Source organism: Actinomadura rugatobispora (assembly GCF_042656285.1).
Classification (GTDB): domain Bacteria; phylum Actinomycetota; class Actinomycetes; order Streptosporangiales; family Streptosporangiaceae; genus Spirillospora; species Spirillospora rugatobispora.
Window position 1 is genome coordinate 47,807 of the sequence record NZ_JBHSON010000048.1, and the last position, 25,172, is coordinate 72,978.

A 25,172-nucleotide genomic window follows, 5' to 3' on the forward strand; every position below is an offset into this window, starting at 1 on the left:
GTTGGCCCCCTTCGTGCACGCGCGGGGCGTGCGTTTCCACGTCGTGGACCTGGGTGCGGGACGGCCCGGAGCCGGCCCGCGGACGGCCGAGCCGCTGGTGATGCTGCACGGGCTGTTCACCGGCAGCGCCGCGTCCTGGTTCTTCACGGTCGCCCCCGCGCTCGCCCGCACCCGCCCCGTGCGGCTTCCCGACATGCGGGGGCACGGGCTCAGCGAGCGCACCCCGACCGGCTACGACACCGCGACCCTGGCCGCCGACCTGGCGGCGCTGACCGCCGGCCTGCCGCCGTTCGCGCTCGCCGGGCACAGCTACGGCGCGGCGGTCGCCGTGCGGTTCGCGCGGGCCCACCCGGGCCGGGTGACCCGGCTGGCGCTGATCGACCCGCCGTTCGCCGGGGCGTGCGGCGGCGTCCCGGCCCCGGCCCTGCTCGCGCGCGAGCCGGGACGGCGCAGCGGCGTGCGCGCCCTGCTGGAGCAGACGAGCGTACTGGCCGATCTGGCCGCCGAACCGGCCGTGACGGCCGCCGATCTGGGCGCCCTGGAGGGCGTGCCGGTACTGGCCGTCGCGGGCGAGGACTCGCCGTTCCGCGCGGCCTGCGACCTGGTCGGCCAGGCACTGCCCGCGGCCCGCTGCCACGTCCTGCCGGGTGGTCACGACCTGCACCTCACCGCGCGGCACCGGCTGGGGCCGCTGCTCGAAGCCTTCCTGGCCGAGGAGCCCAGCCCATGCCTGAACTGATCGCGCGCGGGAACCGCTTCCACGTCCAGACGCTCGACCCCGCCGGCCCGGCCGGGCGTGGCGCGCCGGTCGTGGTGTTCGTCCACGGCCTGGTCATGGACAACCTGTCGAGCTTCTACTACACGCTGGCCGCCCCGGTCGCCGAGTCCGGGGCGAGGACCGTCCTGTACGACCTGCGCGGGCACGGGCGGTCCGGGCGCACCCCGACCGGGTACGGGATGGCGGACGCGGTCGCCGACCTGTTCGCCGTGCTCGACGCCCTCGGGGAGCGGCGCCCGGTGCACCTGGTCGCCAACAGCTTCGGCGGCGTGATCGCGCTCAACGCGGCGCTGGCCCGGCCCGGGCGCGTCGCCGGGCTGGTGCTGGTCGAGGCGTACGGGCCGTCCGAGCGCCCCGCCGAGTGGACCGAGTCCATGCTCAACACCCTCGGCAGGTCGGCGCTGGTGCTGGAGCACGAACGGCTCGCCGACCAGCTGCTGTCGATCGGCTGGCGGCGGCACGGGCGGCAGGCCGCCACCGCGGACGCGCTGGTCAACGGCACCAGCCTGCTGGAGGACCTGGCAGCCGTGGAACCGGTCCCGCCGGGTGCGCTCGCCGCGCTGTCCTGCCCGGTGCTCGCGGTGTACGGGGAGCACTCCGATGTGGGCGAGGCCGGTCGGCTGCTGCTGGCCTCCGTACCCGACTGCACGTTGCACACCCTGGCGGGCCACGCGCACAGCGTGCTGAGCGAAGGCACCGCCGAGCTTCTGGAGGTCATGTTGCCCTGGCTGTCCGACCATGCGGGTACGAGGAGCCCCGCCGGCGCCCATCGCGGGCTTGCACGTTCCGGCGCCCGCACTGCGTCCACGCGTTCCGGTTTCGCCGGTTCCGGTGTCCTCCGGGCGGCCGTCCTGAGCGGGGGTGCGGTCTGGTGAGCGGGCGCAGGGTGAAGGTGCCCTCGCTGCTGGGCGAGGACGGCTCGGTGGCCCGGCCCCCGGCCGCGGCCGGGGAGGGCGGGGCGCGGCGGCGCTTCCTGTTCGCGGTCCCGCCGCTGACCGGCCACGTCAACCCCACCGTGGCGGTGGGCGCGGAGCTGGTCCGGCGCGGCCACAAGGTCGCCTGGGTGGGCCAGCGGGCCTTCCTCGAACCGCTGCTGCGCCGCGGCTCGATGATCTTCACCGCGGAGGACGAGGCGTTCGCGGCCCGCCTGGAGGAGGCCCGCCGGGAGTGGCTCGGCCTGCGCGGCCCGGCGGCGCTGCGGTTCCTGTGGGAGGAGTTCATCGTCCCGCTGGGGCACGCGATGATGCCCGGGGTGGAGAACGCGATCAAGCGGTTCCACCCGGACGTGGTGATCGGCGACCAGCAGGTGCTGGCGGCCCCGGTCGCGGCCCGGCGGCGCGGCCTGCCGTGGGCCACCTCGGCCACGACGTCGGCCGAGTTCACCCGGCCGCTGGCGGGCATGCCGCTGGTGGAGGAGTGGGTCCGGGACCTGATCGGGGAGTTCCAGCTCGACCACGGCATCGATGACCTGCTGGACCTGCGCTTCTCCGACCATCTGGTGCTGGCGTTCACCACGGGCGCGCTGATCGGGGACGTCTCGTTCTTCCCCGGGCACTTCGCGTTCGTCGGGCCCGCGCTGCGCCGTCCGGCGGCGGGCGACTTCCCGTGGCAGTGGCTGGACGAGGGCGGCGGCCGTCCGGCGGTGCTGGTCTCGCTGGGCACCATCGACGGGCCGGCCGGGGAGCGGTTCTTCCGGGTCGCCGCCGAGGCGGTGCGGAGCCTGGACGTGCGCGCGGTGTTCGTGGCGCCGCCCGCGACGCTGCCCGACCCGCCGCCGAACGTGCTGGTGCGCGAGCACGTCCCGCAGCTGTCGCTGCTGAAGCGGATGTCGGCGGTGGTCTCGCACGGCGGGCACAACACCGTCTGCGAGACGCTGGCGCAGGGCCTGCCGCTGGTGGTCGCGCCGATCCGGGCGGACCAGCCGGTTGTGGCGCGGCAGGTGGTGGGCGCGGGCGCGGGCATCACCGTGCGGTACGGCCGGGTCGGGCCGGGCGAGCTGCGGGCCGCGCTGGGCTCGGTGCTGGAGAACGCCGCCTACCGGGAGGCGGCGGCCCGGGTCGCCGAGTCGTTCGCGGCGGCCGGTGGCGCCGCGCACGCGGCCGACCGCCTGGAGAAGCTGGCGTGATCCTGGACGCGGCCGCCGCCACCGCCGCGGCCGTCACGGGCGCGCCCAGGGCCTTGCTGCCCCTGGCGGTCGGCTCGGGGGTGCTGCTGAACGCGGTGCGCCTGCGCAGGCGGATCATCTGCCTGCGCAGAGTCGCCCCGGCCGGACGGTACGAGCCGTTGCGCTGGGCGGCCGGTGGGCGCGGGGCGGAGGGGCCGTACGGGCCGTACGAGATGCTCACCGCGGAGAAGGCCGTGCTGAGCGGCCAGGCGAGGAGGGCCGCGTTCGCTCATGCGCGGGCACGCGAGCTTCAGGTCCTCGACCTGATTCCCTCGGATCTGCCCGTGCAGAGGGCCCTGGACTTCGCCCGTGGCTTCGACCCCAGGAAGTACCGGGACGACCCCCTCGCCGTGGGGTGCGGCGTAGGGTTCGCCACGGTCGTGGCAGGCGATGTGCTGGAACGCGCAGGACTCCCGCCCGGTCCGCTGGAGCCGGGTGAGTACGGGGCCGCCACCGCACGGCTGCGGCAGTGCGCGCAGCCGCGCCGCCAGGGGAAGGGCTTCGCGGCGGACCTGGCGGTCGTTGCGGGGCACACCACCCCGCGCGCGCCCGCCTGCGCCGCACGGAGGGCCTGGTTGCGCGGTCTCGGCGTCTCGCCGTGGGGCATCCTGGGCGGATCGGCGCTCGGCTACGCCATGGTGTGGCTCGCCCTGGCCGCCGACATCGCCTGGGGGATGCTCGCCGTCGCGGCCTACTGCCTCGTCCCGTACGTGGTCTTCGCCAAGACGGCGCTGGCGCCGCGCGATCTGCACCGGTCGGCGTTGCTGCGCCTGGTGCAGACGCCCTGGAGCTGGTGGCAGACCCTGCGCGCACCCGTGACCGCATGGGAGTGGGACCGGGTGGAGGGCGAGACCCAAGCCCGCGCCCACTACCGGGACGACCTGACCGAGGGGATCGAGCGCTTCTTCGACCCTCGCAGGGACGACTGCCCGTGGTGCGGGTCGTGGTCGCTGGAAGAGCATGTGACGAGCCGGGACGTGGTCCAGGCCAAGCCGGGACGCTTCACCCTCGACCGCTGCGCCGAATGCGGCCACATCTTCCAGAACCCGCGGCTCAACCAGGCGGGCCTGGAGTTCTACTACCGGGACGCGTACGGCGGCCTGGGAGCGGCGGCCAGCGAGCGGCTCTTCGCCATGCAGGGGCCCGCCTACCAAGCGCGCGCGGAACTGGCCGCCGTGCACCTGGGCCCGCGTACGTGGCTGGACGTGGGAACAGGGCACGGCCATTTCTGCCGTACCGCGAGGCAGGTCCTCCCCGAGACCGAGTTCGACGGTCTCGACCTGGGAGCGGGCGTGGACGAGGGCGCGCGGCGGGGCTGGCTGCGGCGCGCCTTCCGGGGCTGCTTCCCCGACCTGGTGGACGACCTCGCCGGGCGCTACGACATCGTCAGCATGCACCACTACCTGGAGCACACGCCCGACCCGTTCGGCGAGCTGGACGCCGCCGTGAAGGTCCTCGGGCCGGGCGGGCACCTGCTGATCGAGCTGCCCGACCCCGAATGCCGTACCGCCCGGCTGCTGGGCCGCCGCTGGGGCTCCTGGCTGCAACCCCAGCACCTGCACATGATCCCGATCGGAAACCTGGAACGGGCCCTGGCCGCGCGCGGCATGCACGTGGTGGCCCGAGAGCGGCGTGGCGCGAGGCAGCCTCACGACCTGGCGTTCTCGGTGCTGACCGCGCTCACGGCGCTCGCCCCGGACCCGTCCCGTCCCTGGGCCCCGCCAGGGGGAGGCCACCGCATCACCCGTCTCGCCAAGCGCGCGCTGCGCGTGGCCGGGCTGGCCTGCGCCGGGCCACTGCTGGCCCTGGCCGTGCTGCTGGAGCGGCTGCTGCTTCCACTGATTCCGGGGACGAGCAACGCCTACCGCCTACTGGCGCGAAAGGACGAAGGCTGATCAGCACCATGGAAACCCGGGCCGTCGCCGAACCGGCCGCCCCGGACATCAGGATCACCGCGTACGTGTTCGAGCGGATCTTCGGGAGGCCGCCAGGCAGCGTGCGGCATGCGCCCGGCGCGCTCACCCTCCTGAGCAGCGGCCCCGGCCCTCAAGGGCCCGGCCCTGGGGAACGCAGCCTGACCGTGGCCGTTCCCTGGGGCGCGATCGTCGCCGTAGGAGAAGGCCCGCTCGACCTCTACTCCATGAACCACCACGCCGACCGCCATACGGAAGGCGAGCCGCCCGCGTGGGCGGTCCCAGCGCTCAGGGCCCTGGAGGCCCACGACGTACCGGCGGCCCAGATGGTGGTGAACCGCGAGCTGCCCGCGCAGACCGGCCTTCTCCAGGGGGCCGAGACCTTCTGCGCCGTGTCCCAGGCCCTCCAGGACATCAACGGGCATCAGGCCCCGTCCCCGCCGTCCGTACCCGACGGCGACCCCGCCTACCTGACGGGCCTGCGCGCCCGCTCAGGGCACGCCCTGCTCCTGAGGGGCGACCACGGTGTGGAGCAGATCCCCTGCGATCTGGCAGGGGAGGGCCTGCGCTTCCTCATCATCGAGACCGGCGCCAACGAAGAACCCCCGGAGGCGCGCTGCCATCCACTCCTCGTGGAAACGGCCGCCGCCGCGCTCAGGGGCCGCGATCTGGAGGCGTTCGGCGCCCTCCTGGACCGCGGGCACGCGCGGGGAGAACCGTCCCTCGACCGTGCCCTGGACACGGCGCGCGAGGCCGGGGCACTGGGGGGCATGGTCGTCGGCCGGTGCGCCGTGGCGCTGGTGCCCGTCACCGCCGTCCGCCGCGTGCGGAAGAACGTGAAGGCGGGCCTCGCGGGCTCGACCCGCCGCCCGCCCCGCTTCCTCACCACCGTCCCGGCGGGACGCGCGGACCACGGACACGCGGACCACGAGGAGGGGAGCGCCGCTGAGCCGGTCAGAGCTTCGGTGTGAAGGGGCGGCGGTAGTCGGGATCGTCGGGCCGGGCCAGCCCGCGCAGGGCCGTCTCGACCAGCTCGATCCCCTGGAGCAGCGCGACCAGCCGCCCGCCCTCGCGGCGGTAGGTGTCGAGCACGGCCTCGATCCCGTGCGGCGGGACGAGGTCGCCGAGATCGACCCGGGCCGTGCGGAAGCCCTCCCGCGCCGCCTCCACGGAGGAGTTCACATGGTGCCGGGCCATCCTGGCCAGCGCGATCGGGTAGCGCCGCAGCACCCCGTACCGGCGGTACTCGGGCGGCACGAGTTCGAGCAGCCAGGCCAGCGCGGTGTCCTCGAAGCGCTCGGTGCCCGGAGGGTGGACCTGCGACGGCCAGCCGGGCGGGACGTACGTGCTCACACCGTCACGATAACCCAGGATCGAACATTCGTTCGATGCGACATGGACAGACGTTCCTTACCGGGCGCTACTGGGCCTGTCCGGGCTCGGGCCGGCCGGGCGCAGGGGACCGCCGGATGCGGATCTTGCCGGACTGCAGGTCGTCGCGGGCGGCGGTGTCGCCGGCCTGTTCATGGTCGTCCTGGCGGCGCGTCTTCTGCGCCTCCTGCTCCTCCATCTTGACCTTCTTGGAGCCCTCGAACGCGGACGCCAGGTCCTCGAACATGCCGCCGCCGAAGCCGGCGCCGGTCTCGCCGTCCCCGCGGATCGCGCCCATCAGGGACGTCTTGCCGGTGCCCTCCTGGGGCCAGTCGACGATCTCCGGCTCGGCGGCCGGCTTCGCCGTGCCCATGGCACGGCCCTTGACGCGCTTGCGGCGACGGAAGGGTGACCTCACAGGAACTCCAACGCGATGAGTCTCCGAATTTATCCCGCCCTCTGGTGGCGGCGGACGGGAGAGCAGGCGAAGCCTCCCCTCCACGGGATTCCGAGGATCGCCCGGGTCCCGGGGAGAACCCACACGATAGCCGGTGGCGCCCGATATCCGTCCTCACCGCCCGGGCGCCCGGGAAACCGCGCGGCGCGCCGTTCCGACCCACGTGGGCGACTCGGCTGGAGCGGTCCGAGCCGGTAGCCTGCGGGACGTGCGCCTATCCCATGTCATCGAGGTCCTGGAGGAGCTCTATCCCCCGTCGTGGGCCGAGCGGTGGGACGCCGTCGGGCTCGTCTGCGGCGACCCCGGCCAGGAGGTCGGCCGCGTGCTGTTCGCCGTCGACCCGGTCGCGGCGGTGGCGGACGAGGCCCTGGAGTGGGGCGCGGATCTGGTCATCACCCACCATCCGCTGCTGCTGCGCGGGGTCACCAGCGTCGCCGCCACCACACCCAAGGGGCGGCTCGTCCACCGGATGATCCGGAACGGGGTGGCGCTCTACACCGCCCACACCAACGCCGACGTGGCCGATCCCGGGGTCTCCGACGCCCTGGCCCGGGCGGTCGGGGTGACCGGGCCATTGCGCCCGCTGGCGCCCGACGCCGACGACCCGCGCCGCGGCCTCGGCCGGATCGGGGAGCTGCCCGAGCCGATGCCGCTGAGCGACTTCACGGCGCGCGCGGCGGCCGGGCTGCCCGCCACGGCCTGGGGGGTGCGGCCGGCCGGCGACCCGGCGCGCACCGTCCGCACCGTCGCGGTCTGCGGCGGCGCGGGCGACTCGCTGCTGGACGCCGCGCGCGCCGCCGGGGTGGACGTCTACCTCACCGCCGACCTGCGGCACCATCCGGCGTCGGAGTTCGCCGAGCACGACGGCCCCGCGCTGGTCGACGCCGCGCACTGGGCCACCGAATGGCCCTGGCTGGCCGACGCCGAGCGGCGCCTCACCGAGGCCTGGGCGGGCGGGCCGGAGACCCGGGTGTCCACGATCGTCACCGACGCGTGGCGCCTGCACGGCGCCTCTCCGGTGCCGGACGCCCGGCCCTCCGGAGCCGAGCCCGCGGCCGGCGTCCCGCTGGGCGCGGGCCCCCAGACCCCAGGGGCCGCGCCCGAACTCACCACCACTCCGGGGGTGGACCCCCGGACACCCGGGGCTGCGCCCGGAGTCAGCGAAGGAGCAAAGTGAAAGCCGCACCGCAAGCCCAGCTTCGCCTGATCGACCTGCAGGAGCTCGACAGCACGCTGGACCGGCTGGCGCACCGCCGCCGGACGCTGCCCGAGCTGGCCGAGGTCGACCGGCTGGAGGGCCGGCTGACCGAGTTGCGCGACGCCATCGTCGCGGCCGAGACCGAGGTCGGGGACCTCGACCGGGAGCAGAAGAAGGCCGAGCAGGACGTCGACCAGGTCCGGGCCCGGGCGGAGCGCGACCAGAAGCGGCTCGACTCCGGCCAGGTGACCTCGGCCAAGGACCTCAGCGGCCTGCAGACCGAGATCGCCTCCCTCCAGCGCCGCCAGTCCGACCTGGAGGAGGTCGTGCTGGAGATCATGGAGCGCCGGGAGGAGGCCGAGGGCCGGGTCACCGGGCTGCGCACCGAGCGCACCGGGGCCCAGGCCGAGCGCGACACCCTCGCCCAGCGCCGCGACACCGCGCAGAAGGAGATCGACGAGGAGGCCGGGAGCACCACCGCGGCCCGCGCCGCGGTCGCCAAGGACGTCCCCGAGGACCTGCTGACGCTGTACGGGAAGCTGCGCGGCCAGTTCGGCGGCGTCGGCGCCGCCAAGCTCTACCGGGGCGCCTGCCAGGGCTGCCACCTGGCCCTCAACACCGTCGACATCAACCGGATCCGCACCGCCGCGCAGGACGAGGTGATCCGCTGCGAGGAGTGCCGCCGCATCCTCGTCCGCACCCCAGAGTCGGGCCTGTGAGCCGCAGGCTCGTCGTCGAGGCCGACGGCGGCTCCCGGGGCAACCCGGGGCCCGCCGGGTACGGCGCGCTGGTCCGCGACGCCCTCACCGGCGAGGTGCTGGCCGAGGTCGCCGAGTCCATCGGGCACGCCACCAACAACGTGGCCGAGTACCGCGGCCTGATCGCCGGGCTGCGCGCCGCCGCCGGCGTCGACCCGTCCGCCCGCGCCGAGGTGCGGATGGACTCCAAGCTGGTCGTCGAGCAGATGTCCGGCCGCTGGAAGATCAAGCACCCGGACATGGTCCCGCTGGCCCTGGAGGCCCGCGAGCTGGCCTCCGGCCTGGGCTCGGTCACCTACACCTGGGTGCCGCGCGACCGCAACGCGCACGCCGACCGGCTCGCCAACGAGGCCATGGACGCCGCCGCCCGCGGCGAGACGTGGAGCCGCCGGGAGGACCCCGGGCAGGACGAGCCGGAGGACGAGGGCTCCGGCCAGGCCCGGGTGTGGTCGTCCGCCACCGGAACGGCCACCACCACGCTGCTGCTGCGGCACGGCGAGACCCCGCTGTCGATCGAGAAGCGGTTCGCGGGCACCGGGGACGTGCCGCTGACCGACAACGGCCTGGCGCAGGCCCGCGCGGCGGCCCGCGCCCTCAAGGACCGCGGCGTCGACGCGATCGTCACCTCGCCGCTCGTCCGCTGCCGCGCCACCGCCGCCGAGGTCGCCGCCGCCACCGGCGCCGCCGTCCGCGTCGAGGACGGCTTCCGCGAGACCGACTTCGGCGAGTGGGAGGGCCTCACCTTCGCCGAGGCGGAGCGGCGTTCGCCCGCCGAGCTCAAGGCCTGGCTCGCCGACCCGAACGTCGCCCCGCCCGGCGGGGAGAGCTTCACCCACGTCGCCCGCCGCGTCCGCACCGCCCTCGACAAGGTCAAGGTCCGCTACCGCGACCAGACCGTCGTGGTGGTCTCGCACGTGACCCCGATCAAGCTGCTGGTGAAGGAGGCGCTCGGCGCGCCGATGGCCTCCCTCTACCGGATGCGGCTGGACGTGGCCTCGCTCTCGGTGATCGACTGGTACGACGACGGACCGGCGACGCTGCGCTCGTTCAACGACGCCCACCACCTTCTCTGACCGGTTCCGGACGCCCGGCGCGCGTCCGCGGGCCCGTCCGGCCCGCGTTCGCGCGCCTCCCATGATCCCCGGTAATCTGGACGGACGGCGGACGAGCCGGCCGGACGGCCGCGTCGGGGCGATGCCCCGCCGAGGAAGGTCCGGGCTCCACAGGGCAGGGTGGTCGGTAACGCCGACCCGGGGCGACCCGCGGGACAGTGCCACAGAAAACAAACCGCCACCGCTCGGTGGTAAGGGTGAAACGGTGAGGTAAGAGCTCACCGGCGCCCACGGTGACGTGGGCGGCCAGGTAAACCCCACCCGGAGCAAGGTCAAGAAGGGGCGCCGCCAGGCGCCCCGCGCAGGCGTCCGAGGGCGGCCCGCCCGAGCCTGCGGGTAGACCGCTGGAGGCCGCTGGCAACAGCGGCCCGAGATGGATGGCCGTCGCCCGCCGCAAGGCGGGAACAAAACCCGGCCTACAGGCCGACTCGTCCGCCGCCCCCCTCTCTGCCCGGCGCTGGTCACGCTCCACGCCATCGCGGGCGGCGACCCGGAACGGCTCGCGGCCGCCGTCGACACCGCCTTCGGGCGATTCCGTTCGCTGGAGGCGTGAAGGGGTTCCGGCGGCGGGCCGCACCGGGCAGAGTGGCGGCATGAGGCTGCTGATCTTGGGAGGGACCGAGTTCGCCGGGCGGGCCTACGTCGAGGAGGGGCTCGCGCGGGGCTGGGACGTCAGCGTCCTCAACCGCGGCACGCACGCCGCCCCCGGCGGGGTGACCGCGCTGCGCGGCGACCGCCGCGCCGCCGGGGGGCTCGCCGCGATCGAGCGGGGCACATGGGACGTCGTCGTCGACACCTGGTCATGGGCCCCGGTCGCCGTCCGCGACGCCGCCAGGGCGCTGGCCGGCAGGGCGGGCCGCTACGTGTACGTGTCGACCCGCTCGGTGTACGCCTTCCCGGCCGAGGCGGGCGCCGACGAGAGCGCGCCCCTGGTCGAGGGGTCGCCCGACGGCGCCGACGACGGCGCGTACGCCACCATCAAGCGCGGCGCGGAGATCGCCGCCGTGGACGCCTTCGGGGACCGCGCGCTGCTGGTCAGGGCGGGCCTGGTGCTGGGACCGTACGAGAACATCGGCCGCCTCCCCTGGTGGCTGCGGCGGATCGCTCGGGGCGGCCCCGTGCTCGCCCCCGGGCCGCGCGACCTCGGGCTGCAGTACATCGACGCGCGGGACATGGCCGGGTGGAGCCTGGACGCCGCCGTCGCCGGGCTCGGCGGCCCGTACAACGTCGTCAGCCCGCCCGGTTTCACGACCATGCGGGAACTGCTCGAAACGTGCGTGGAAATCACCGGCTCGGACGCGGAACTGCGGTGGACCGACCCCGAGCGCATTCTCCGGGCGGGTGTCGAGCCCTGGCAGGACCTGCCGATCTGGCTTCCCCCGGGTGAAATGCACGGAATGATGCACCAGGCCGATGTCTCGAAGGCGCTCGCGGCGGGCTTGAAATGCCGTCCGGTCGCGGAGACCGTCGCCGACACGTGGGCGTGGCTGCGGAGCATCGGGGGAGTGCCGCCGCAGCGGCCCGACCGTCCTCAGGTGGGCCTGGACCCGGAGGTCGAGGCGTCCCTGCTCTGATCCCAGAACGCCTTGACCTCGGCCCACGGGAACAGCGGGCCCGGGTCGATCCGGCGCCGGACGAGACGGCGCCCGTCGTCGGTGGCGGGCACCATCTCCCGATCGAGATCGCTGTGCCGCACCAGCTCCCGCAATCCTGAGAATTCTTCGAGCAGCCCCCGCAGGACGTTCTTCAACGCCTCGATCTGCGCCGCGCCGAACTCCTCTTCCGGCACCTGGGACCGGGAATCGAAATGCCGCGGAAAGCGGCCCCGATTGACGAGCTCGATCCCGATCGACGGCGTGTTGTGGCCGCGCACATGCGCGGCCACCCGGTCCAACGGGACGAACCGCTGGACGCTCCCGTCCCGATCGATATAGAGATGCCCGCACACGCGGGGCCCGTGCTCCGCCAGTTCCCGGGCCGCCGCCAGGTCGGGCGTCTCGGTCGCGTGCAGCACCACGGCGGTCACCTCCGCCGCGGAACGCTCCGGCAGCGCCCGCCACCAGCCGACCGGCCGCTCCTCGATCACCATTCCGTCATGAGATCACAGCCCGGGGCCGAGGTCACGGGTGGTGAGGAGCGGCGGGTGATCGCTGTCCAAGGAACCACTCTTTGGGGGGAATCGTGAAATTTTCGGTCTCTCTCCGTGTTCGGTGTCATGCGACACAAACGGAGTCCCCGAGTCCGCTTACCTTCCAAGTAGAGCTGATCGACTTGGGGAGATCGGCGGTGACGGCGGGGCGCTGGGACCGGCCCCGCGGAGAGGAGCACCGATGTTCATCATCATGACAGCGGTCGCACTCATCGGCTTGCTGGCGTCACTGGTGTATCTGGTGGAGTTCGCGAGGGCGAGCCGGGGGGACGCCTTGTTCCTCCCGGCCTCGACGGGGCGCGCGCGGCGGGCGCGCCGCATCACGGGAATGTACGTGCGCGGGAACGACGACCAGCTCGTCGGGCGCTGAGCGGGCACGGGCCGTCACCGGCGACGGCCCGTGAACGGGACCGGCGGGCTCAGGTGAGCGTACGGGCGTCGTCGTCGGGGGCCTCGTCCGGAACGGGGACGAAGGCCTCCGCGGCGGGGTCGAGGATGTGCACGTTGGCGGTCTCGAGGTCGAGGTAGAGGCCCACCAGTTCGAGATCGCCGGCCTCCACCCGGTTGCGGAGCCAGGGGTAGGTGAGCAGGTTGTCGAGCTGCTGCATCACGTTGACCTGGCACAGGCGGGCGAGCGGCGGCTCGTCGCCGCGGGGCTCGGAGGCGAGGAAGCGGGCCAGGCTGTGGTTGCCGTGCTTCAGCCAGCGGGACAGGCTCGTCAGGTGATCGACCTCGGAGCCCCCCGCCAGCAGCGCGGCCATCGCGCCGCAGTTGGAGTGGCCGCACACGGTGATGGTGCGGATCCCCAGGACCTCGGTGGCGTACTCGACCGTCGCGGCGACCGAGTCGTCGGGTGTGCGGGAGCCGTACCGCGGGATCATGTTGCCGACGTTGCGGTTGATGAACAGGTCGCCGGGGCCGCTCGCGGTGATGATGTTGGGCACCACCCGCGAGTCGACGCAGGTGATGAACAGATGCTCGGGCTTCTGCTCGAACGCCAGCTCGGCCATGATCGGCCGCACCAGCGGCGCGGTACGGCCCTGGTACTCGCGGACGCCCGCCAGCAGCAGGGCGCTCGGCGAGACCTCGGGAGCGTCCAGCTCGGGGCCTTCGGTCCGCCGGCGCCTGTTCGCCCAGGGAGCCCACCAGCGGGCAGGCGGGGACGATTTACGCGGCGGCGACATATCACCAGTCACCGCTCTTTCATACCAACTCTCATGGATCTCGTCGATATCGACCCCACCTCCAAGCCGCTCATGTGCTCGACGCCACTCGTGGATGGCATCGAACGCGGCGTGGTCCATGAAGTCCACGTTCAGGTCCAGGTCGACCGCGGTCCCCGGCGGGATCCGCTGCAGCACGGCCGTCACCTTGGGCACCCCGAGAAAGGTGAGTGTGCCCTCCACGACCACGTGCCATCGCCCAGGCCGGCCCCCCGCCGACGTGTCACCGGCGGATCCTTGCGCGAGCCCCGCGGGCTGGGCGGCCGCCGGGGTGTCGCCGGCGGGGGGTGAGGGGCGGGGAAGGGGGGCGAGGGTTCCGGGGGGCGGCGCGGCCTCTTCCACGCGTACGGTCAGGCGTGTCAGGCGGCGCAGGGCCAGGATGCCCATGACGGCCAGCCCCAGGAGCACGCCCTCGCCCAGCCCCAGCAGCACCACGCCGCCCAGGGTGACGAAGTAGGCGGGGGCCTCGCGGTGGTGGCGCAGGTCGCGGACCCGGGCGGTGTCGATCATCTTGACGCCCAGCGCGACCAGCAGGGCCGCCAGGGCCGCCAGCGGGACCTGCTCGATGACGGGGCCGCAGGACAGGGCCAGCACCAGGATCCAGAGCCCGTGCAGCACGGTGGACGCGCGGGTGCGGGCGCCGGCCTCGACGTTGGCCGTGCTGCGGACGATCACGCCCGCGATCGGCAGGCCGCCGAGCAGGCCCGAGAGGGTGTTGGCCGCGCCCTGGCCGACCAGCTCGCGGTCGAGGTCGGCGCGCGGGACGCCGGCGGGGCGCCGCCGGTCGATCGCCACGCTGCACAGCAGCGACTCCACGGCGGCCACCAGCGCGATCGCGACGACCGCGCCGACGATCTCGGGCGGCGGGCCGTGCGGCAGGGCGGGGGCGTGCCATCCGGACAGCAGCGAGCCGGGCAGCTCGACGCGCGGCGCGTCCCAGGACAGCAGCCAGGCGGTCAGCGTGGCCACGGCGATCGCGGGGAGCGGGCCGGGGATCCAGCGGGCGGCCGAGAACCTCCCCTTCGGCAGGCGCGACCAGAGCAGCAGGACGGCGATGGTCAGCAGGCCGAGCAGCGTCGCCTGGGAGTGGTGGGCGACCAGCTGGCCGGGCAGTTCGCGCAGGTTGCTGATCGCCGAGTGCTGCGGGCTGCCGCCCAGGACGACGTGCAGCTGCGCCAGCACCATGACCACGCCGACCCCGGCCAGCATGCCGTGCACGATCGCCGGTGACACCGCCAGCGCGGTACGGGCCACCCGGCAGGCGCCCAGCGCGAGCTGGAGCAGCCCGCCCAGCATCGTGATCATGCAGGTGGCGCGCCAGCCGTACGCCTGGACCAGCTCGGCGACGATCACGGTGAGCCCGGCGGCGGGCCCGCTGACCTGCAAGGGGGCGCCGCCGGCCAGCCCGGCCACGATGCCGCCGACGATCGCGGCGATCAGTCCCGCGGCGATCGGGGCGTTGGAGGCGACCGCGATGCCGAGGGAGAGCGGGATCGCGACCAGGAAGACCACCAGCGAGGCGGGGAGATCCCAACGCAGAACGGATACGCTCAGTGTCTTTATCATCACACGGCGTAGGCAATCATGAGGCACCGACATTCCGCCGACGCAAAACGAGGCGGGGCCCACCGGTGTCGGTGGGCCCCGCCTCGTCGCCGGTCAGCGGCGGTAGTCGCGGTGGCTCTCCCAGTCGTCCTGCTGCCGGTTCTGGTCGGAACCGGGGTAGCCGGAGTTGCCGGGGTTGGCGGGGTTGGCCGGGTTGGACCCGTACGGGCCCCCGCCCGTGTCGGACGGCGAGCCCTGGTAGCCGCCCCCCTGCGAGCCGAAGTAGCCGCCCCCGTACGCCTGGGTGGCGTTGGGGTCGTAGGCCTGCGTGGCGTTGGGGTCGCCGTAGCCGGAGCCCGCACCGCCGGATTCGGGCTCGGTGGTGCCGTTGTAGCTGCTGCCGCTGAAGTCGCCGTAGCGTCCGGCCTCGCTGCCCGAGCCCGTGTCGCCGCCGAACGAGCCGTAGGAGTCGCGGCCGGTGCCCAGCGGGTCGTCGTAGCGCGAGGAGTCGCCGTACGCCGGGGACGTGGGGTAGCCCTCGCCCTGGCCGGAGCCGCCGTAACCCGCGCCGGACCCGGACGGCAGCCCCGACAGGTTCTGCGTCCCGGCCGGGTCGGAGCCGGTGCCCGGGGACGACCAGGGCCCGGTGGAGCCGCTCGGCCCGTACGAGGAGGACGGCGAGGTGCCGGAGCCCAGCGGGTCGTTCAGCGGGTCGTTGAGGGATCCGCCGTACGAGCCGCCGCTGTCGGGCAGGCCGGAACCCGGGGCCGGGCCGGATGTGCGCTGCCGGTCGTGCTGGATGCGCTGCAGCAGCTCGTCCACGGTCGGCAGCTTGTGGCCGTCGGTGTCGGCCGGAGAGCCGCCGGGTGCGCCGCCGTAGCCGCCGCCCGGGGCCGCGGGAGCGGCGGGTGCGGGGGGAGCGGCGGGCGCGGGCGGCTCGGCCGGGCGCGGCGGCTCGGAGTGCGAGCCGAGCGGCAGCCCGAGCGGGTCGGACACGCGCGGGTCGCCGGCGCCCGGCGGGGGCGGCAGCGGCCGGTCGAACGCGTCGGGCCGGGACGATCCGGGCGGCGGGCCCGCGGCGACCGGACGGCCGCCCAGCGGGTCGCCGGCGTCGGGCGGCGGCGAGGAGGGCCGGTACGAGGACAGGTCGGACCCCCCGTAGGAGGGCTCGGACCCGCCGTAGGAGGGCTCGGACCCGCCGTAGGACGGGTCGGACCCGCCGTAGGACGGCTCGGGCCCCCCGTAGGAGGGCTGGTCGAGGCCGGAGCCCGACCCGAACGACGACGTCGACGACGGGTCGGAGGAGCCGTAGTCCGGAGCCCGGTAGTCGGAGCCGCCGAACGGCCCCTGCGGGCCGGTGCCCATGGACTGGCCGAGCGGGTCGGCGTTCATCGGGTCACCCGCGGTGGCGCCGGGGTCGCCGCCGTATGGTCCGCCGCCGAGCCCGGGGTCGCCCCCGTACGACGGGGACTGCGGGAACGCGGGCTGCTGCTGCGGGGGCGCGGACTGCGGGCCGGTCGCGCCGTAGTCGCCACCGGGCGGGCCGTACTCACCACCGGGCGGGCCGTAGTCGCCGCCGGACGGGCCGGACGCGGCGGCCAGGCCGCCGGGGATGCCGGGCCCGCCGGGAGCGGCGTGCTGCCCGCCCGGACGGTCGGCGGGGCCGCCCAGCACGCCGGGGCCGCCGAGCGCGCCTACCGCGCCGCGCGAACCGGGCGCGTCGGCGCCCAGCGAGACGGGCTGGGTCAGCATCGGCTCGGGAGCGGACGGCATGGGCGGCTCGTTGCGGTGGATCCCCATCGGGTCGCCCTGCGCGTGCATCGGGTGCTCGTGGACGGGCTCACCCGGCATCGGCTCCCCGGGCATCGGCTCGTCGGCGCGCGCGTTCAGCGGGTCGGCGGCCGGGTCGACGGCCTCGTCCGCGTGCTTGTCGTGCTGCCAGGGGAACTTGGGCTTGTCGAAGGTGATGGTGGCCCAGTAGTCGTCGTCTTCCATCTCGTCGCTGGCCTGGCCACCGGGAGCGGGTGGCGCGGGGGCCGGGGCGGGGGTGGGAGCGGCGAGCGGGCCGCCGGCGACGCGCCGGTCGTACTCGGGCTCGGGCTGGCCGGGCCCGGGGTGGCCTGGCCCGGGTGGCTGGCCCTGCCCGGGGGCGTAGCCGTCGCCCTCGTAGCCGCCGGCCTCGTAGCCGTTGTCATAACCGGTGTTGTCGTACCCGGCGTCGTACCCGGGGCCGTAGCCGTCGTCGGCCATCTCGTCCGGCGGGGCGGAGCGGTGGCCACGGGGAGCCGGCCTGTCGTCGGCCATCCAGTCATCGTCGTCGTCGCGTCCCGCCCTGCTGGCCCGCAGGCCCAGGGCAACCAGGACGACCACCAGCACCACGACCACGCTGAGGCCGAAGACCACGAAATACGTCATGCCACCACCCAATGCCTTGGTCCGGCGAGAGTCGCCAGAGCGGCCCCCGGGATCGTCCCGATTATCGCCAGCGGCCGGGCCTCGGCGGTTCTACACCGAGTCTGGCCGACCGCTATGACCGTTGTCACACCCTTCGCGCACATCTACCCTCACACGGCGCGCACCGATTGGCCAACCCGGCGCTCGCGCCCGTACCGGCCCACCTGTACGCCCCTTTCGGTTCCGGCCCCCCGAGGGGTCCGCCCTGACCTCGCGTCCCGGTGACGTTGCCGTTCCGTGACCGCAGGGTCAACGCGACTCATCGCTTCCGAAGTTCCCGGTGATCCGGCCCCGACCCACCGTGTGCTCGGCGATGGCACCCAGCGATTCCTTCAGCGAAGCGCCGCTGCGGAACGGAACCTCGGTGTCCAGCGCGTAGATGGTGAAGCGGTACCGGTGTTGCTCGCCCTTGGGAGGGCAGGGCGGCGCGTAGCCGACCTTCTCGCTCGTGTTCTGTCCTTCGACGGTCTTGCTCAACTGGGCGCCCTCGACCAGTTGCTGGACGGTCCCGTCGATCCCGCCGATCACCCAGTGGACATAGGCGCCGGTGTCGGCGTCCGGGTCGTCCATGACGATCGCGAACGAACGGGTCCCCGCGGGGGTACCCGACCATCGCAGCGGCGGGGTGGTGCCCGCTCCGCCAGGGTACGTCCTGCAGCCGTACCGCGTGGGCAAGTCGCGCCCATCGCGGAAGACGGGGCTGGTCACGGTGAACCACTCCGACAGTTCGGCGCCGGAGGTCTGCGGGTTGCCGAGGAACCCGCAGCCGCTCAGGCCGAGGGTGCCGGCGAGCGCGAGGGCACCCGCACCGGCCGCGATCGGACGCCGGTATCTGCTCATCATCGCTACGCTCCCGGGCGAGATCGTACGCCGCGCCCCGCCAGGCTCTCCGCACCGGGGCCTTCACGGCGGCGCGCGCGTTTCCCGGTGGCGTGCCCCCTTCCTCGTCCGGCCCCACCTTAGAGGTTCGCCTGCTGTGGGACGGGGCTTTCGCGGCCCGGGTTCCACCCCTCGGCGCAGGTGGTCGCCACGCTGTGATGTTCGTCATGAGATGTATCGTGCTCTATGTCCGAATCTTTGCGAAGGAGTGGCGTAATTCACGCGGAAGCAACGCTCCAAATTGACAAGATCGAAATTTTTTACAAAATTTCGCCATGATCCATTGGTGTTGGGTGCGGTCCATCAGGTAGCTTGTGAATGTCTTCACAAGCCGACCGTGACTGAGGAGGCCGCAATGGCCAGGACCGCCGAGGGCACCCCTGGCGCTCCCCACGTGCTCATCGTGGGTGGCGGCTACGTGGGCATGTACACGGCACTTCGACTGCAGAAGAAGCTCCGCCGCGAGCTGAAGCGGGACGAGGTCAGGATCACCATCGTCGACCCGAACTCGTACATGACGTACCAGCCGTTCCTCCCCGAGGCCGCCGCCGGGAACGTCTCCCCGCGGCACGTCGTCGCCCCGCTGCGCCGCGTGCTGCCCCGCTGCACCGTGCGCAACGCCCGGGTGACCGAGCTGAACCACGGCGAGCGATGGGCCATCCTGCAGCCGCTGGCCGGCCCGCCCGAGCGGATCTCCTACGACTACCTGGTCATGGCCGCCGGCTCGGTGTCCCGCACCCTGCCCATCCCCGGCCTGGCCGAGCACGGCATCGGCTTCAAGACCATCGGCGAGGCCATCCACCTGCGCAACCACGTGCTGGCCCAGCTGGAGATCGCCGAGTCCACCGACGAGGAGGAGATCCGCCGCAAGGCGCTCACCTTCGTCTTCGTCGGCGGCGGCTTCGCCGGCGTCGAGGCGCTGGCCGAGCTGGAGGACATGGCCCGCGGCGCGGTCAAGTACATGCGCAAGGTCACCCCGCAGGACCTGCGGTTCGTCCTCATCGAGGCGGCCGACCGGATCCTGCCCGAGGTCGGCCCCGACATGGGCAAGTGGACCGCCGAGCAGCTGCGCGGCCGCGGCATCGACGTCAAGCTCAAGACCTTCCTGCAGTCCGCGGTCGGCGGGAACATCGAGTGCTCCGACGGCAGCGCCTTCGCCGCCGGCACCCTGGTGTGGACGGCCGGCGTCAAGGCGTCCCCGGTCGTGCGCAACTCCGACCTGCCGTTGAACGAGCGCGGCCAGGTCAAGGCCACCGAGTACCTCACCATCGAGGGCGTCGTGCGGGCGTTCACCGCCGGTGACAACGCGGCCGTGCCCGACCTCACCCAGGAGGGCATGTTCTGCGCCCCCAACGCGCAGCACGCCGTCCGCCAGGCCAAGGTCCTCGCCGACAACCTGGTGCGCTCGCTGCGGGGCAAGTCCCTCAAGCCGTACGTCCACAACAGCGTCGGCTCCGTCGCGGGCCTGGGCCTGCACAAGGGCGTGGCCAACACCTACGGGTTCAAGGTCAAGGGCTTCCCGGCCTGGGTGATGCACCGCACGTACCACGTGTCCCGGGTGCCGACCTTCAACCGCAAGGTGCGGGTGCTGGCCGACTGGACGCTGGCGCTGTTCTTCAAGCGCGAGACCGTGTCCCTGGGCAGCATCGAGCAGCCGCGCGCCGAGTTCGAGCTGGCCGCACTGGGCGATGTCAAGGCCAGGGAGCGGGCCGGCGACGAGTCCAGGGAGAAGGCAGCCGAGAACGCGGCCTGACGCGCCGAGGCCCCGCCGGAGCCTCCGGCCGGAAAAATCCATAGGCGATGCCCCGACGGTCCATGGGATCGTCGGGGCCGTCGTTTTCAGGGGTTGGAACGGCTTCCGGCGGTGTGGGGGAGAATCGACGGGTGCGGATCGGGATCCTGGGGCCGCTGGAGGTGGTCGCGGACGGCCGTCCGGCCGAGATCGGGGGCGCGCGGCTGCGGGCCCTGCTGACCCTGCTCGCCCTGGACGCGGGCCGCCCGCTGACCGTCGAACGCATCATCGACGACCTCTGGGAGGACCGCGCGCCCGCCACCGCGCCCAACGCGCTCCAGGCCCTGGTGTCCCGGCTGCGCGCCGTGATCGGCCGCGGCAGCGTCGAGTCGCGGCCCGGCGCGTACCGGCTGGTCGTCCCGCGCGCGGCCGTCGACGCGCACGACTTCGAGGCCCGGGTGCTGGCCGCCCGGCGCATGCCCGGCGCGGAGGCCCGCTCGGACGAACTGGGCGCCGCCCTCGGCCTCTGGCGCGGTCCGGCACTCGCCGACGCGGCCGGGCTGCCGTTCGCCGACGGGCCCGCCGCCCGCCTGGAGGCGCTGCGCCGTGCCGCGCTGGACGAGCGGATCGACGCGGACCTGCTCCTCGGCCGCCACGAGGGGCTGATCCCCGAGTTGAAGGCGATGGCGGCCGCGGAGCCGCTCCGCGAGCCGCTGCGGGGACGGCTGATACGGGCCCTGTACGGCGCGGGCCGCCAGTCCGAGGCGCTGTCGGAGTACGCGTCGGTCAAACGCGCGCTGGCGGAGGAACTGGGCGTTGACCCGTCCCCCGACCTGGAGGCCCTCCACATAGCCGTCCTGCGGCAGGACCCCGCCCTGCTCCCTGGCGCCGCCGAAGAGCCCTCGCCCCCGGCCGCGACCTCGCCCGTCTCCTCGCCCGGACCGGACACCGCGCGGACCAAGCCGAACCACAACCTGCGCGCCCGCTTGACCAGCTTCATCGGCCGCGACGAGGACCTCGCCCGGATCGGCGGGAGACTGGCCGCGGGACGCCTGGTCACGCTGACCGGGCCGGGCGGCTCGGGCAAGACCCGGCTCTCCCTCGAAACCGCCGAACGGCAGCTCGATCGCATGCCCGACGGCGTGTGGCTCGCCGAGCTGGCCCCCGTCTCCGACCCGGCCGAGACGCCGCTGGCCGTGCTCACCGCCCTCGGGCTGCGGGAGGCCGCGCTGGTCACGACCGGGCACGGCCGGGTCGCCCTCGCCGAGACGAACGACCCGCTGGACAGGCTGGCCGCCGCGCTCGCCGGGAAGCGGCTGCTGCTCGTCCTCGACAACTGCGAGCACCTCCTGGACGCCGCCGCCCGGCTCGCCGACCGCGTCCTGGCCGACTGCCCCGGCGTGCGGGTCCTGGCGACCAGCCGGGAACCGCTCGGCATCACCGGTGAGGCCCTGTGGCCGGTCGAACCGCTGGAACCGCCCCCGGACGGCGCCGGCGTCGCCGAGGCCCTGGCCAACCCCGCCGTGCGGCTGCTCGCCGACCGCGCCGTCGCGGCCTCCCCCCGCTTCGCGGTCACGCCCGCCAACGTGGCGTCCATCGTGCGGATCTGCCGGGCCCTGGACGGCATGCCGCTGGCCATCGAGCTGGCCGCCGTCCGGCTGCGCGCGATGACCCCCGCCCAGCTGGCCGACCGCCTGGGCGACCGGTTCCGGCTGCTGGCCGGCGGCAGTCGCACCGCGCTGCCCCGCCACCAGACCCTGCGCGCCGTGGTCGAGTGGAGCTGGGACCTCCTGGACGAGGCCGAGCGCGCCCTGTGGCGGCGGCTCTCGGTCTTCGCCGGCGGCGCCACCGTGGAGGCCGCCGAGCGCGTCTGCGCCGGGCCCGAACTCGACCCGGCCGAGGTCCTGGACGTCCTCACCGCGCTGGTCGACAAGTCCCTCCTGATCGTCACCGCCGCCGAGCCGGGCCCCGTCGCCGAGGCCGACGACCCCCGGCCGCGCTACCGGATGCTGGAGACCATCCGCGCCTACGGCGCCGAACGCCTCGCCGAGGCGGGCGAGGAGGACCGGACGCGGCGGGCCCACGCGGAGTACCTCGCCGACCTCGCCGAGACCGCCGAGCCGCGCCTCTACCGCCACGACCAGCTCTACTGGATGGCCCGGCTCAACGCCGAGCACGACGACCTGCACGCCGCGCTGCGCTGGACGATGTCCGTCCCAGACGCGGCCCTGGCCGTACGGCTCTGCGCCTCGCTCGGCTGGTACTGGTTCCTGCACGGCATGGTCCGCGAGGCCGGGGAGCACTACGTCGAGCTGTTCTCCATGCCGGACCTCCCGGAGGATCAGACCACCGTGCTCGCCCTGGCGCACGGGGTGATGCTCACCTTCGACGGGCCCTGGGAGAACTCCCGCTCGGTGGAGTGGCTGCGGCGCGCCCAGGAGATCGGGGAGCGGCACGGCGGGCCGGTGCGGCATCCCGTCGTCCGGGCGATGACCGTGACGATGAACATGTACGTGACGGGCTGGAGCGCGGAGGCCATGGAGATCGTCCGGCCCCTGCTGGGCGACCCCGACCCGTGGGTGCGGGGCATCGGCTACTTCATCCACGCCCAGGTCGCCATCAACTTCGGCAGGCACGACGGCGTCGACGGCGACTTCCTTGAGGCCGAACGGGCCTTCCGGGAGGCGGGGGACCGCTGGGGCCTGTCGTTCGCGCTCACCGGCAAGGCCGAGCTGCTGGCCTGGCGGGGCGAGCACCGCGCCGCCGCGGTGCTGTACGAGGAGGCGCTGCGGCTGAACGAGCCCCTCGGCAGCGGCATGGGCATGTTCATCCAGGTCCACGCGAGGCTGGCCAACGAGCTGTACCTCCTGGGCGAGCGGGAGCGGGCCAAGACGCTCCTGGCCACCGCGCTGCGCGAGGCCGAACGGCTGGCCTTCCCGGACGCGCTGGCCGGCATCCACCAGCAGTTCGGGGAGTTCGCCCGGCGGGAGGGCGACCGCGCGGAGGCGATCCGGCGGTTCGACCGGGCCGAGGAGCTCTGCCCTCGGACGGGCGGGCCGCCCCAGTACCGCGCGCTCATCCTGGCGTCCCGGGCGCAACTGGACGCCGAGCACGGCGACGTGGACGCGGCGCGGGCCCGGCTGCGGGAGGCGCTGGCCGACGCCGTCCAGGCGGTGGACCATCCGATCGCCGCGCAGGTGCTGACGGGGCACGCCTTCCTGGCCATCGGCGAGGGCGACCCGGCCCGCGCCGCACGGCTGCTGGGCGCCGCGCACGGTGTACGAGGCGCCCGCGACCTGTCTCAGCCGGAGACCCGCGCCATCGAGGACGCGGCCCGCGAGGCGCTGGGCGAGGCCGCCTTCACCGCGTCCTACGAGAAGGGCCGCGCCCAGACCTTCGACGACGTCCTCGACGCCTTCGGCCTGGCGCGGCCGGTACCGCCGCCGGCCCTCGCGGGCCCGTCCGGCGACGGGCCCGCGACCGGCTGACCCCGCCCGCCCCGGAACCGGGAGGGAAGGGAGCGACCGGAGGACGCCAGGGGGCAGGCGGTCAGGCGCGCTTCTTGAAGGCGCGCAGCGACAGCGGGGCGAACACCAGGGAGATGGCCACCCCCCAGGCCAGCGCGATCAGGGCGTGCTCCATGACCGGCCCGCCGACCAGCAGGCCGCGCATCGCCTCGACCAGCTGCGTCACCGGGCTGTTGTCCATCACCCACGCCACCGGGCCCGGGATGCGGTCGGTGTTGGGGATGAACGCCGTGCTGAGGAAGCTCAGCGGGAAGATCACCACGAACCCGAAGATCTGCACCTTCTCCGGGTCGTCCACCTTCATCGCGATGTAGACCGACGTCCACGAGAACAGCACCGCGAAGCTGAGCAGCAGCAGGAACGCCATCAGCAGCGCTAGCGGGCCGGTCTCGATCCGGAACCCGATGATGAACCCCACGGTCAGCAGGATCAGCATCGACCAGGCCTGCTTGGTGGTGTCGGCGATGATCCGCCCCGCCAGCGGGGCGCTGCGGGCGATCGGCAGGCTCCGGAACCGGTCGAACACCCCCTTGGTGATGTCGGTGTTCAGCCCGAACCCCGTCGTCATCCCGGCGAACAGCGCGTTCTGCGCGATGATCCCCGGGATCACCACCGGCAGGTACGCCTCGACACTGCCCGCCATCGACGGCCCGAACACGTACGCGAACAGCAGCACGAACATGATCGGCTGGATGCTGAGGTCCAGCAGCTCCATCGGGTTGTGCTTGATCTGCACCAGGTTGCGCCAGGCCAGCGTGCCGATGTTGCGCACGGCCGTGGCCGGCGAGACCCGCCGTGACAGGCTCGGCACCGCCGGTGCCGCGACTCCCGAAACGCTCAAGCTCTGGCCTCTTCCTTCTGCTCGGCCTCGGCCAGCTCGCCGGCCTCGGTGTCGATGTCGTCGGTGTGGTGGCCGGTGAGGGCGAAGAAGACCTCGTCCAGGCTGGACTTGCGCATGGACAGCTCGCCCAGGACGACACCGGCGTCGTCGAGCCGGCGGACCAGCGCGGGCATGATCGCCGGATCGGTGATCGGGACCGACACCAGGCCGTCGCGGACCTCCGGGGCCGTCCCGGCCAGCTCGCCCGCGACCCGGGTGACCGTCACGTTGTCGGCCTCGTGCACCGGCCGCAGCTCCAGCACCTGGCCGCCCACCTGGGCCTTGAGCTCGTCGGAGGTGCCGTGCGCGATGACCTGGCCGCGGTCGATCACGATGATGTCGTCGGCCAGCTGGTCGGCCTCCTCCAGATACTGCGTGGTCAGCAGCACCGTGACGCCGTCGGCGGTCAGGCCGCGGACGATGTCCCACAGGCCGGTGCGGCTGCGCGGGTCGAGCCCGGTGGTGGGCTCGTCCAGGAAGAGGATCTGCGGCCGCCCCACCAGGCTGGCCGCCAGGTCGAGCCGGCGGCGCATGCCGCCGGAGTAGGTCTTGGCCGGCCGGGCGGCCGCCTCGACGAGGTCGAAGCGGTCCAGCAGCTCGCTCGCGCGGGCCTTGGACGCCGCGCGCGACAGGCCCAGCAGCCGGCCGATCATGACGAGGTTCTCGGTGCCGGTGAGCATCTCGTCCACCCCGGCGTACTGGCCGGTCAGTCCGATCAGCTGCCGTACCTGGTGGGCCTCCTTCACCACGTCGTGACCGCCGACCCGGGCGCTGCCCTCGGTCGGCTCGATCAGCGTGGCCAGGATGCGGGTGGTGGTGGTCTTGCCCGCGCCGTTGGGGCCGAGCACGCCCAGGACCGTTCCGGTGTCGGCGGTGAGCGAGACCCCGGCCAGCGCCTGGGTCTTGCCGAAGCGCTTCACCAGGCCGTCGGCCTGGATGGCATAGGTCATGTGATCTCCTGTTTCGGGACAGCCGGACCTTTCACGGCCTTGGCAGAGAGAGCCTGCCAACCTATGAGGAGTCCGGAGCGCT

General features: G+C 73.9%; 19 protein-coding genes, 1 other RNA gene and 1 pseudogene. 13 read left to right on the top strand and 8 right to left on the bottom strand.

Annotated elements, in window-relative coordinates:
* The first annotated feature begins 1 nt into the window (after position 1).
* From ACFPZN_RS30745 to ACFPZN_RS30765, 5 genes are read left to right on the top strand one after another with little or no spacing between them, the layout of a single operon-like run.
* Positions 2–739, top strand: a complete 738-nt coding sequence (locus tag ACFPZN_RS30745; RefSeq protein ID WP_378285753.1) for an alpha/beta fold hydrolase — start codon at positions 2–4, stop codon at positions 737–739.
* Positions 727–1,653 carry an alpha/beta fold hydrolase gene (locus ACFPZN_RS30750; protein WP_378285754.1) on the top strand — a complete coding sequence of 309 codons (927 nt, stop codon included), beginning with the start codon at positions 727–729 and terminating at the stop codon, positions 1,651–1,653. Before ACFPZN_RS30745 ends, ACFPZN_RS30750 begins: the two co-directional genes overlap by 13 nt.
* Complete coding sequence (locus ACFPZN_RS30755) at positions 1,650–2,903, top strand: glycosyltransferase (RefSeq protein ID WP_378285756.1); 1,254 nt, start codon at positions 1,650–1,652, stop codon at positions 2,901–2,903. The genes ACFPZN_RS30750 and ACFPZN_RS30755 overlap by 4 nt, the downstream gene beginning before the upstream one ends.
* Entirely contained in the window at positions 2,900–4,837 is a 1,938-nt protein-coding gene (locus ACFPZN_RS30760; protein WP_378285757.1) for a class I SAM-dependent methyltransferase, read from the top strand. The genes ACFPZN_RS30755 and ACFPZN_RS30760 overlap by 4 nt, the downstream gene beginning before the upstream one ends.
* Before the next feature lie 8 nt (positions 4,838–4,845).
* Positions 4,846–5,826, top strand: coding sequence for a hypothetical protein (locus ACFPZN_RS30765; RefSeq protein WP_378285758.1), 981 nt, complete (start codon positions 4,846–4,848; stop codon positions 5,824–5,826).
* Here ACFPZN_RS30765 and ACFPZN_RS30770 read toward each other — a convergent pair.
* Together ACFPZN_RS30770 and ACFPZN_RS30775 are read right to left on the bottom strand one after the other, a co-directional pair.
* Positions 5,810–6,208, bottom strand: coding sequence for a hypothetical protein (locus ACFPZN_RS30770; protein ID WP_378285759.1), 399 nt, complete (start codon positions 6,206–6,208; stop codon positions 5,810–5,812). The genes ACFPZN_RS30765 and ACFPZN_RS30770 overlap by 17 nt on opposite strands.
* A gap of 67 nt (positions 6,209–6,275) precedes the next feature.
* A complete protein-coding gene (locus ACFPZN_RS30775) occupies positions 6,276–6,599 on the bottom strand; it encodes a DUF6191 domain-containing protein (RefSeq protein ID WP_378285760.1) in 324 nt (107 codons plus the stop codon).
* 292 nt (positions 6,600–6,891) lie between these two features.
* Between ACFPZN_RS30775 and ACFPZN_RS30780 the strand changes: the two are divergent.
* The 5 genes and pseudogenes from ACFPZN_RS30780 to ACFPZN_RS30800 form a co-directional block, all read left to right on the top strand.
* A pseudogene (locus tag ACFPZN_RS30780) lies at positions 6,892–7,683 on the top strand (Nif3-like dinuclear metal center hexameric protein); the annotation flags it as partial.
* Positions 7,684–7,856: 173 nt separating this feature from the next.
* Positions 7,857–8,600: a zinc ribbon domain-containing protein gene (locus ACFPZN_RS30785; protein WP_378285761.1), complete on the top strand. Its 744-nt coding sequence runs from the start codon at positions 7,857–7,859 to the stop codon at positions 8,598–8,600.
* Entirely contained in the window at positions 8,597–9,712 is a 1,116-nt protein-coding gene (locus tag ACFPZN_RS30790) for a bifunctional RNase H/acid phosphatase (protein WP_378285763.1), read from the top strand. Before ACFPZN_RS30785 ends, ACFPZN_RS30790 begins: the two co-directional genes overlap by 4 nt.
* A gap of 92 nt (positions 9,713–9,804) precedes the next feature.
* Positions 9,805–10,186: RNase P RNA component class A (gene rnpB / locus ACFPZN_RS30795), an RNA gene on the top strand.
* A gap of 158 nt (positions 10,187–10,344) precedes the next feature.
* Entirely contained in the window at positions 10,345–11,325 is a 981-nt protein-coding gene (locus ACFPZN_RS30800) for an NAD-dependent epimerase/dehydratase family protein (protein WP_378285764.1), read from the top strand.
* Here the strand turns inward: ACFPZN_RS30800 and ACFPZN_RS30805 are convergent.
* Entirely contained in the window at positions 11,283–11,840 is a 558-nt protein-coding gene (locus tag ACFPZN_RS30805) for an N-acetylmuramoyl-L-alanine amidase (RefSeq protein ID WP_378285765.1), read from the bottom strand. The genes ACFPZN_RS30800 and ACFPZN_RS30805 overlap by 43 nt on opposite strands.
* Positions 11,841–12,081: 241 nt before the next feature.
* Here ACFPZN_RS30805 and ACFPZN_RS30810 point away from each other — a divergent pair, with 241 nt between their 5' ends.
* Complete coding sequence (locus tag ACFPZN_RS30810) at positions 12,082–12,270, top strand: hypothetical protein (protein ID WP_378285766.1); 189 nt, start codon at positions 12,082–12,084, stop codon at positions 12,268–12,270.
* 49 nt (positions 12,271–12,319) lie between these two features.
* On the opposite strand, the gene ACFPZN_RS30815 is transcribed toward ACFPZN_RS30810, so the two are convergent.
* From ACFPZN_RS30815 to ACFPZN_RS30825, 3 genes are all read right to left on the bottom strand, one after another.
* Positions 12,320–14,689: a SulP family inorganic anion transporter gene (locus ACFPZN_RS30815; RefSeq protein ID WP_378285767.1), complete on the bottom strand. Its 2,370-nt coding sequence runs from the start codon at positions 14,687–14,689 to the stop codon at positions 12,320–12,322.
* Between the two features lie 93 nt (positions 14,690–14,782).
* Positions 14,783–17,083, bottom strand: a complete 2,301-nt coding sequence (locus ACFPZN_RS30820) for a hypothetical protein (RefSeq protein ID WP_378285768.1) — start codon at positions 17,081–17,083, stop codon at positions 14,783–14,785.
* 288 nt (positions 17,084–17,371) lie between these two features.
* On the bottom strand, positions 17,372–17,965 hold the full coding sequence (locus ACFPZN_RS30825) for a YbhB/YbcL family Raf kinase inhibitor-like protein (RefSeq protein ID WP_378285769.1): 594 nt from the start codon (positions 17,963–17,965) through the stop codon (positions 17,372–17,374).
* 391 nt (positions 17,966–18,356) lie between these two features.
* Here ACFPZN_RS30825 and ACFPZN_RS30830 point away from each other — a divergent pair, with 391 nt between their 5' ends.
* Positions 18,357–19,754, top strand: a complete 1,398-nt coding sequence (locus ACFPZN_RS30830; RefSeq protein ID WP_378285770.1) for an NAD(P)/FAD-dependent oxidoreductase — start codon at positions 18,357–18,359, stop codon at positions 19,752–19,754.
* 131 nt (positions 19,755–19,885) lie between these two features.
* Complete coding sequence (locus ACFPZN_RS30835; protein ID WP_378285771.1) at positions 19,886–23,221, top strand: ATP-binding protein; 3,336 nt, start codon at positions 19,886–19,888, stop codon at positions 23,219–23,221.
* Positions 23,222–23,282: 61 nt separating this feature from the next.
* Here the strand turns inward: ACFPZN_RS30835 and ACFPZN_RS30840 are convergent, their stop codons facing one another.
* Complete coding sequence (locus ACFPZN_RS30840) at positions 23,283–24,101, bottom strand: ABC transporter permease (RefSeq protein WP_378285772.1); 819 nt, start codon at positions 24,099–24,101, stop codon at positions 23,283–23,285.
* A complete protein-coding gene (locus ACFPZN_RS30845) occupies positions 24,098–25,090 on the bottom strand; it encodes an ATP-binding cassette domain-containing protein (RefSeq protein WP_378285773.1) in 993 nt (330 codons plus the stop codon). The genes ACFPZN_RS30840 and ACFPZN_RS30845 overlap by 4 nt, the downstream gene beginning before the upstream one ends.
* Positions 25,091–25,172: the final 82 nt, after the last annotated feature.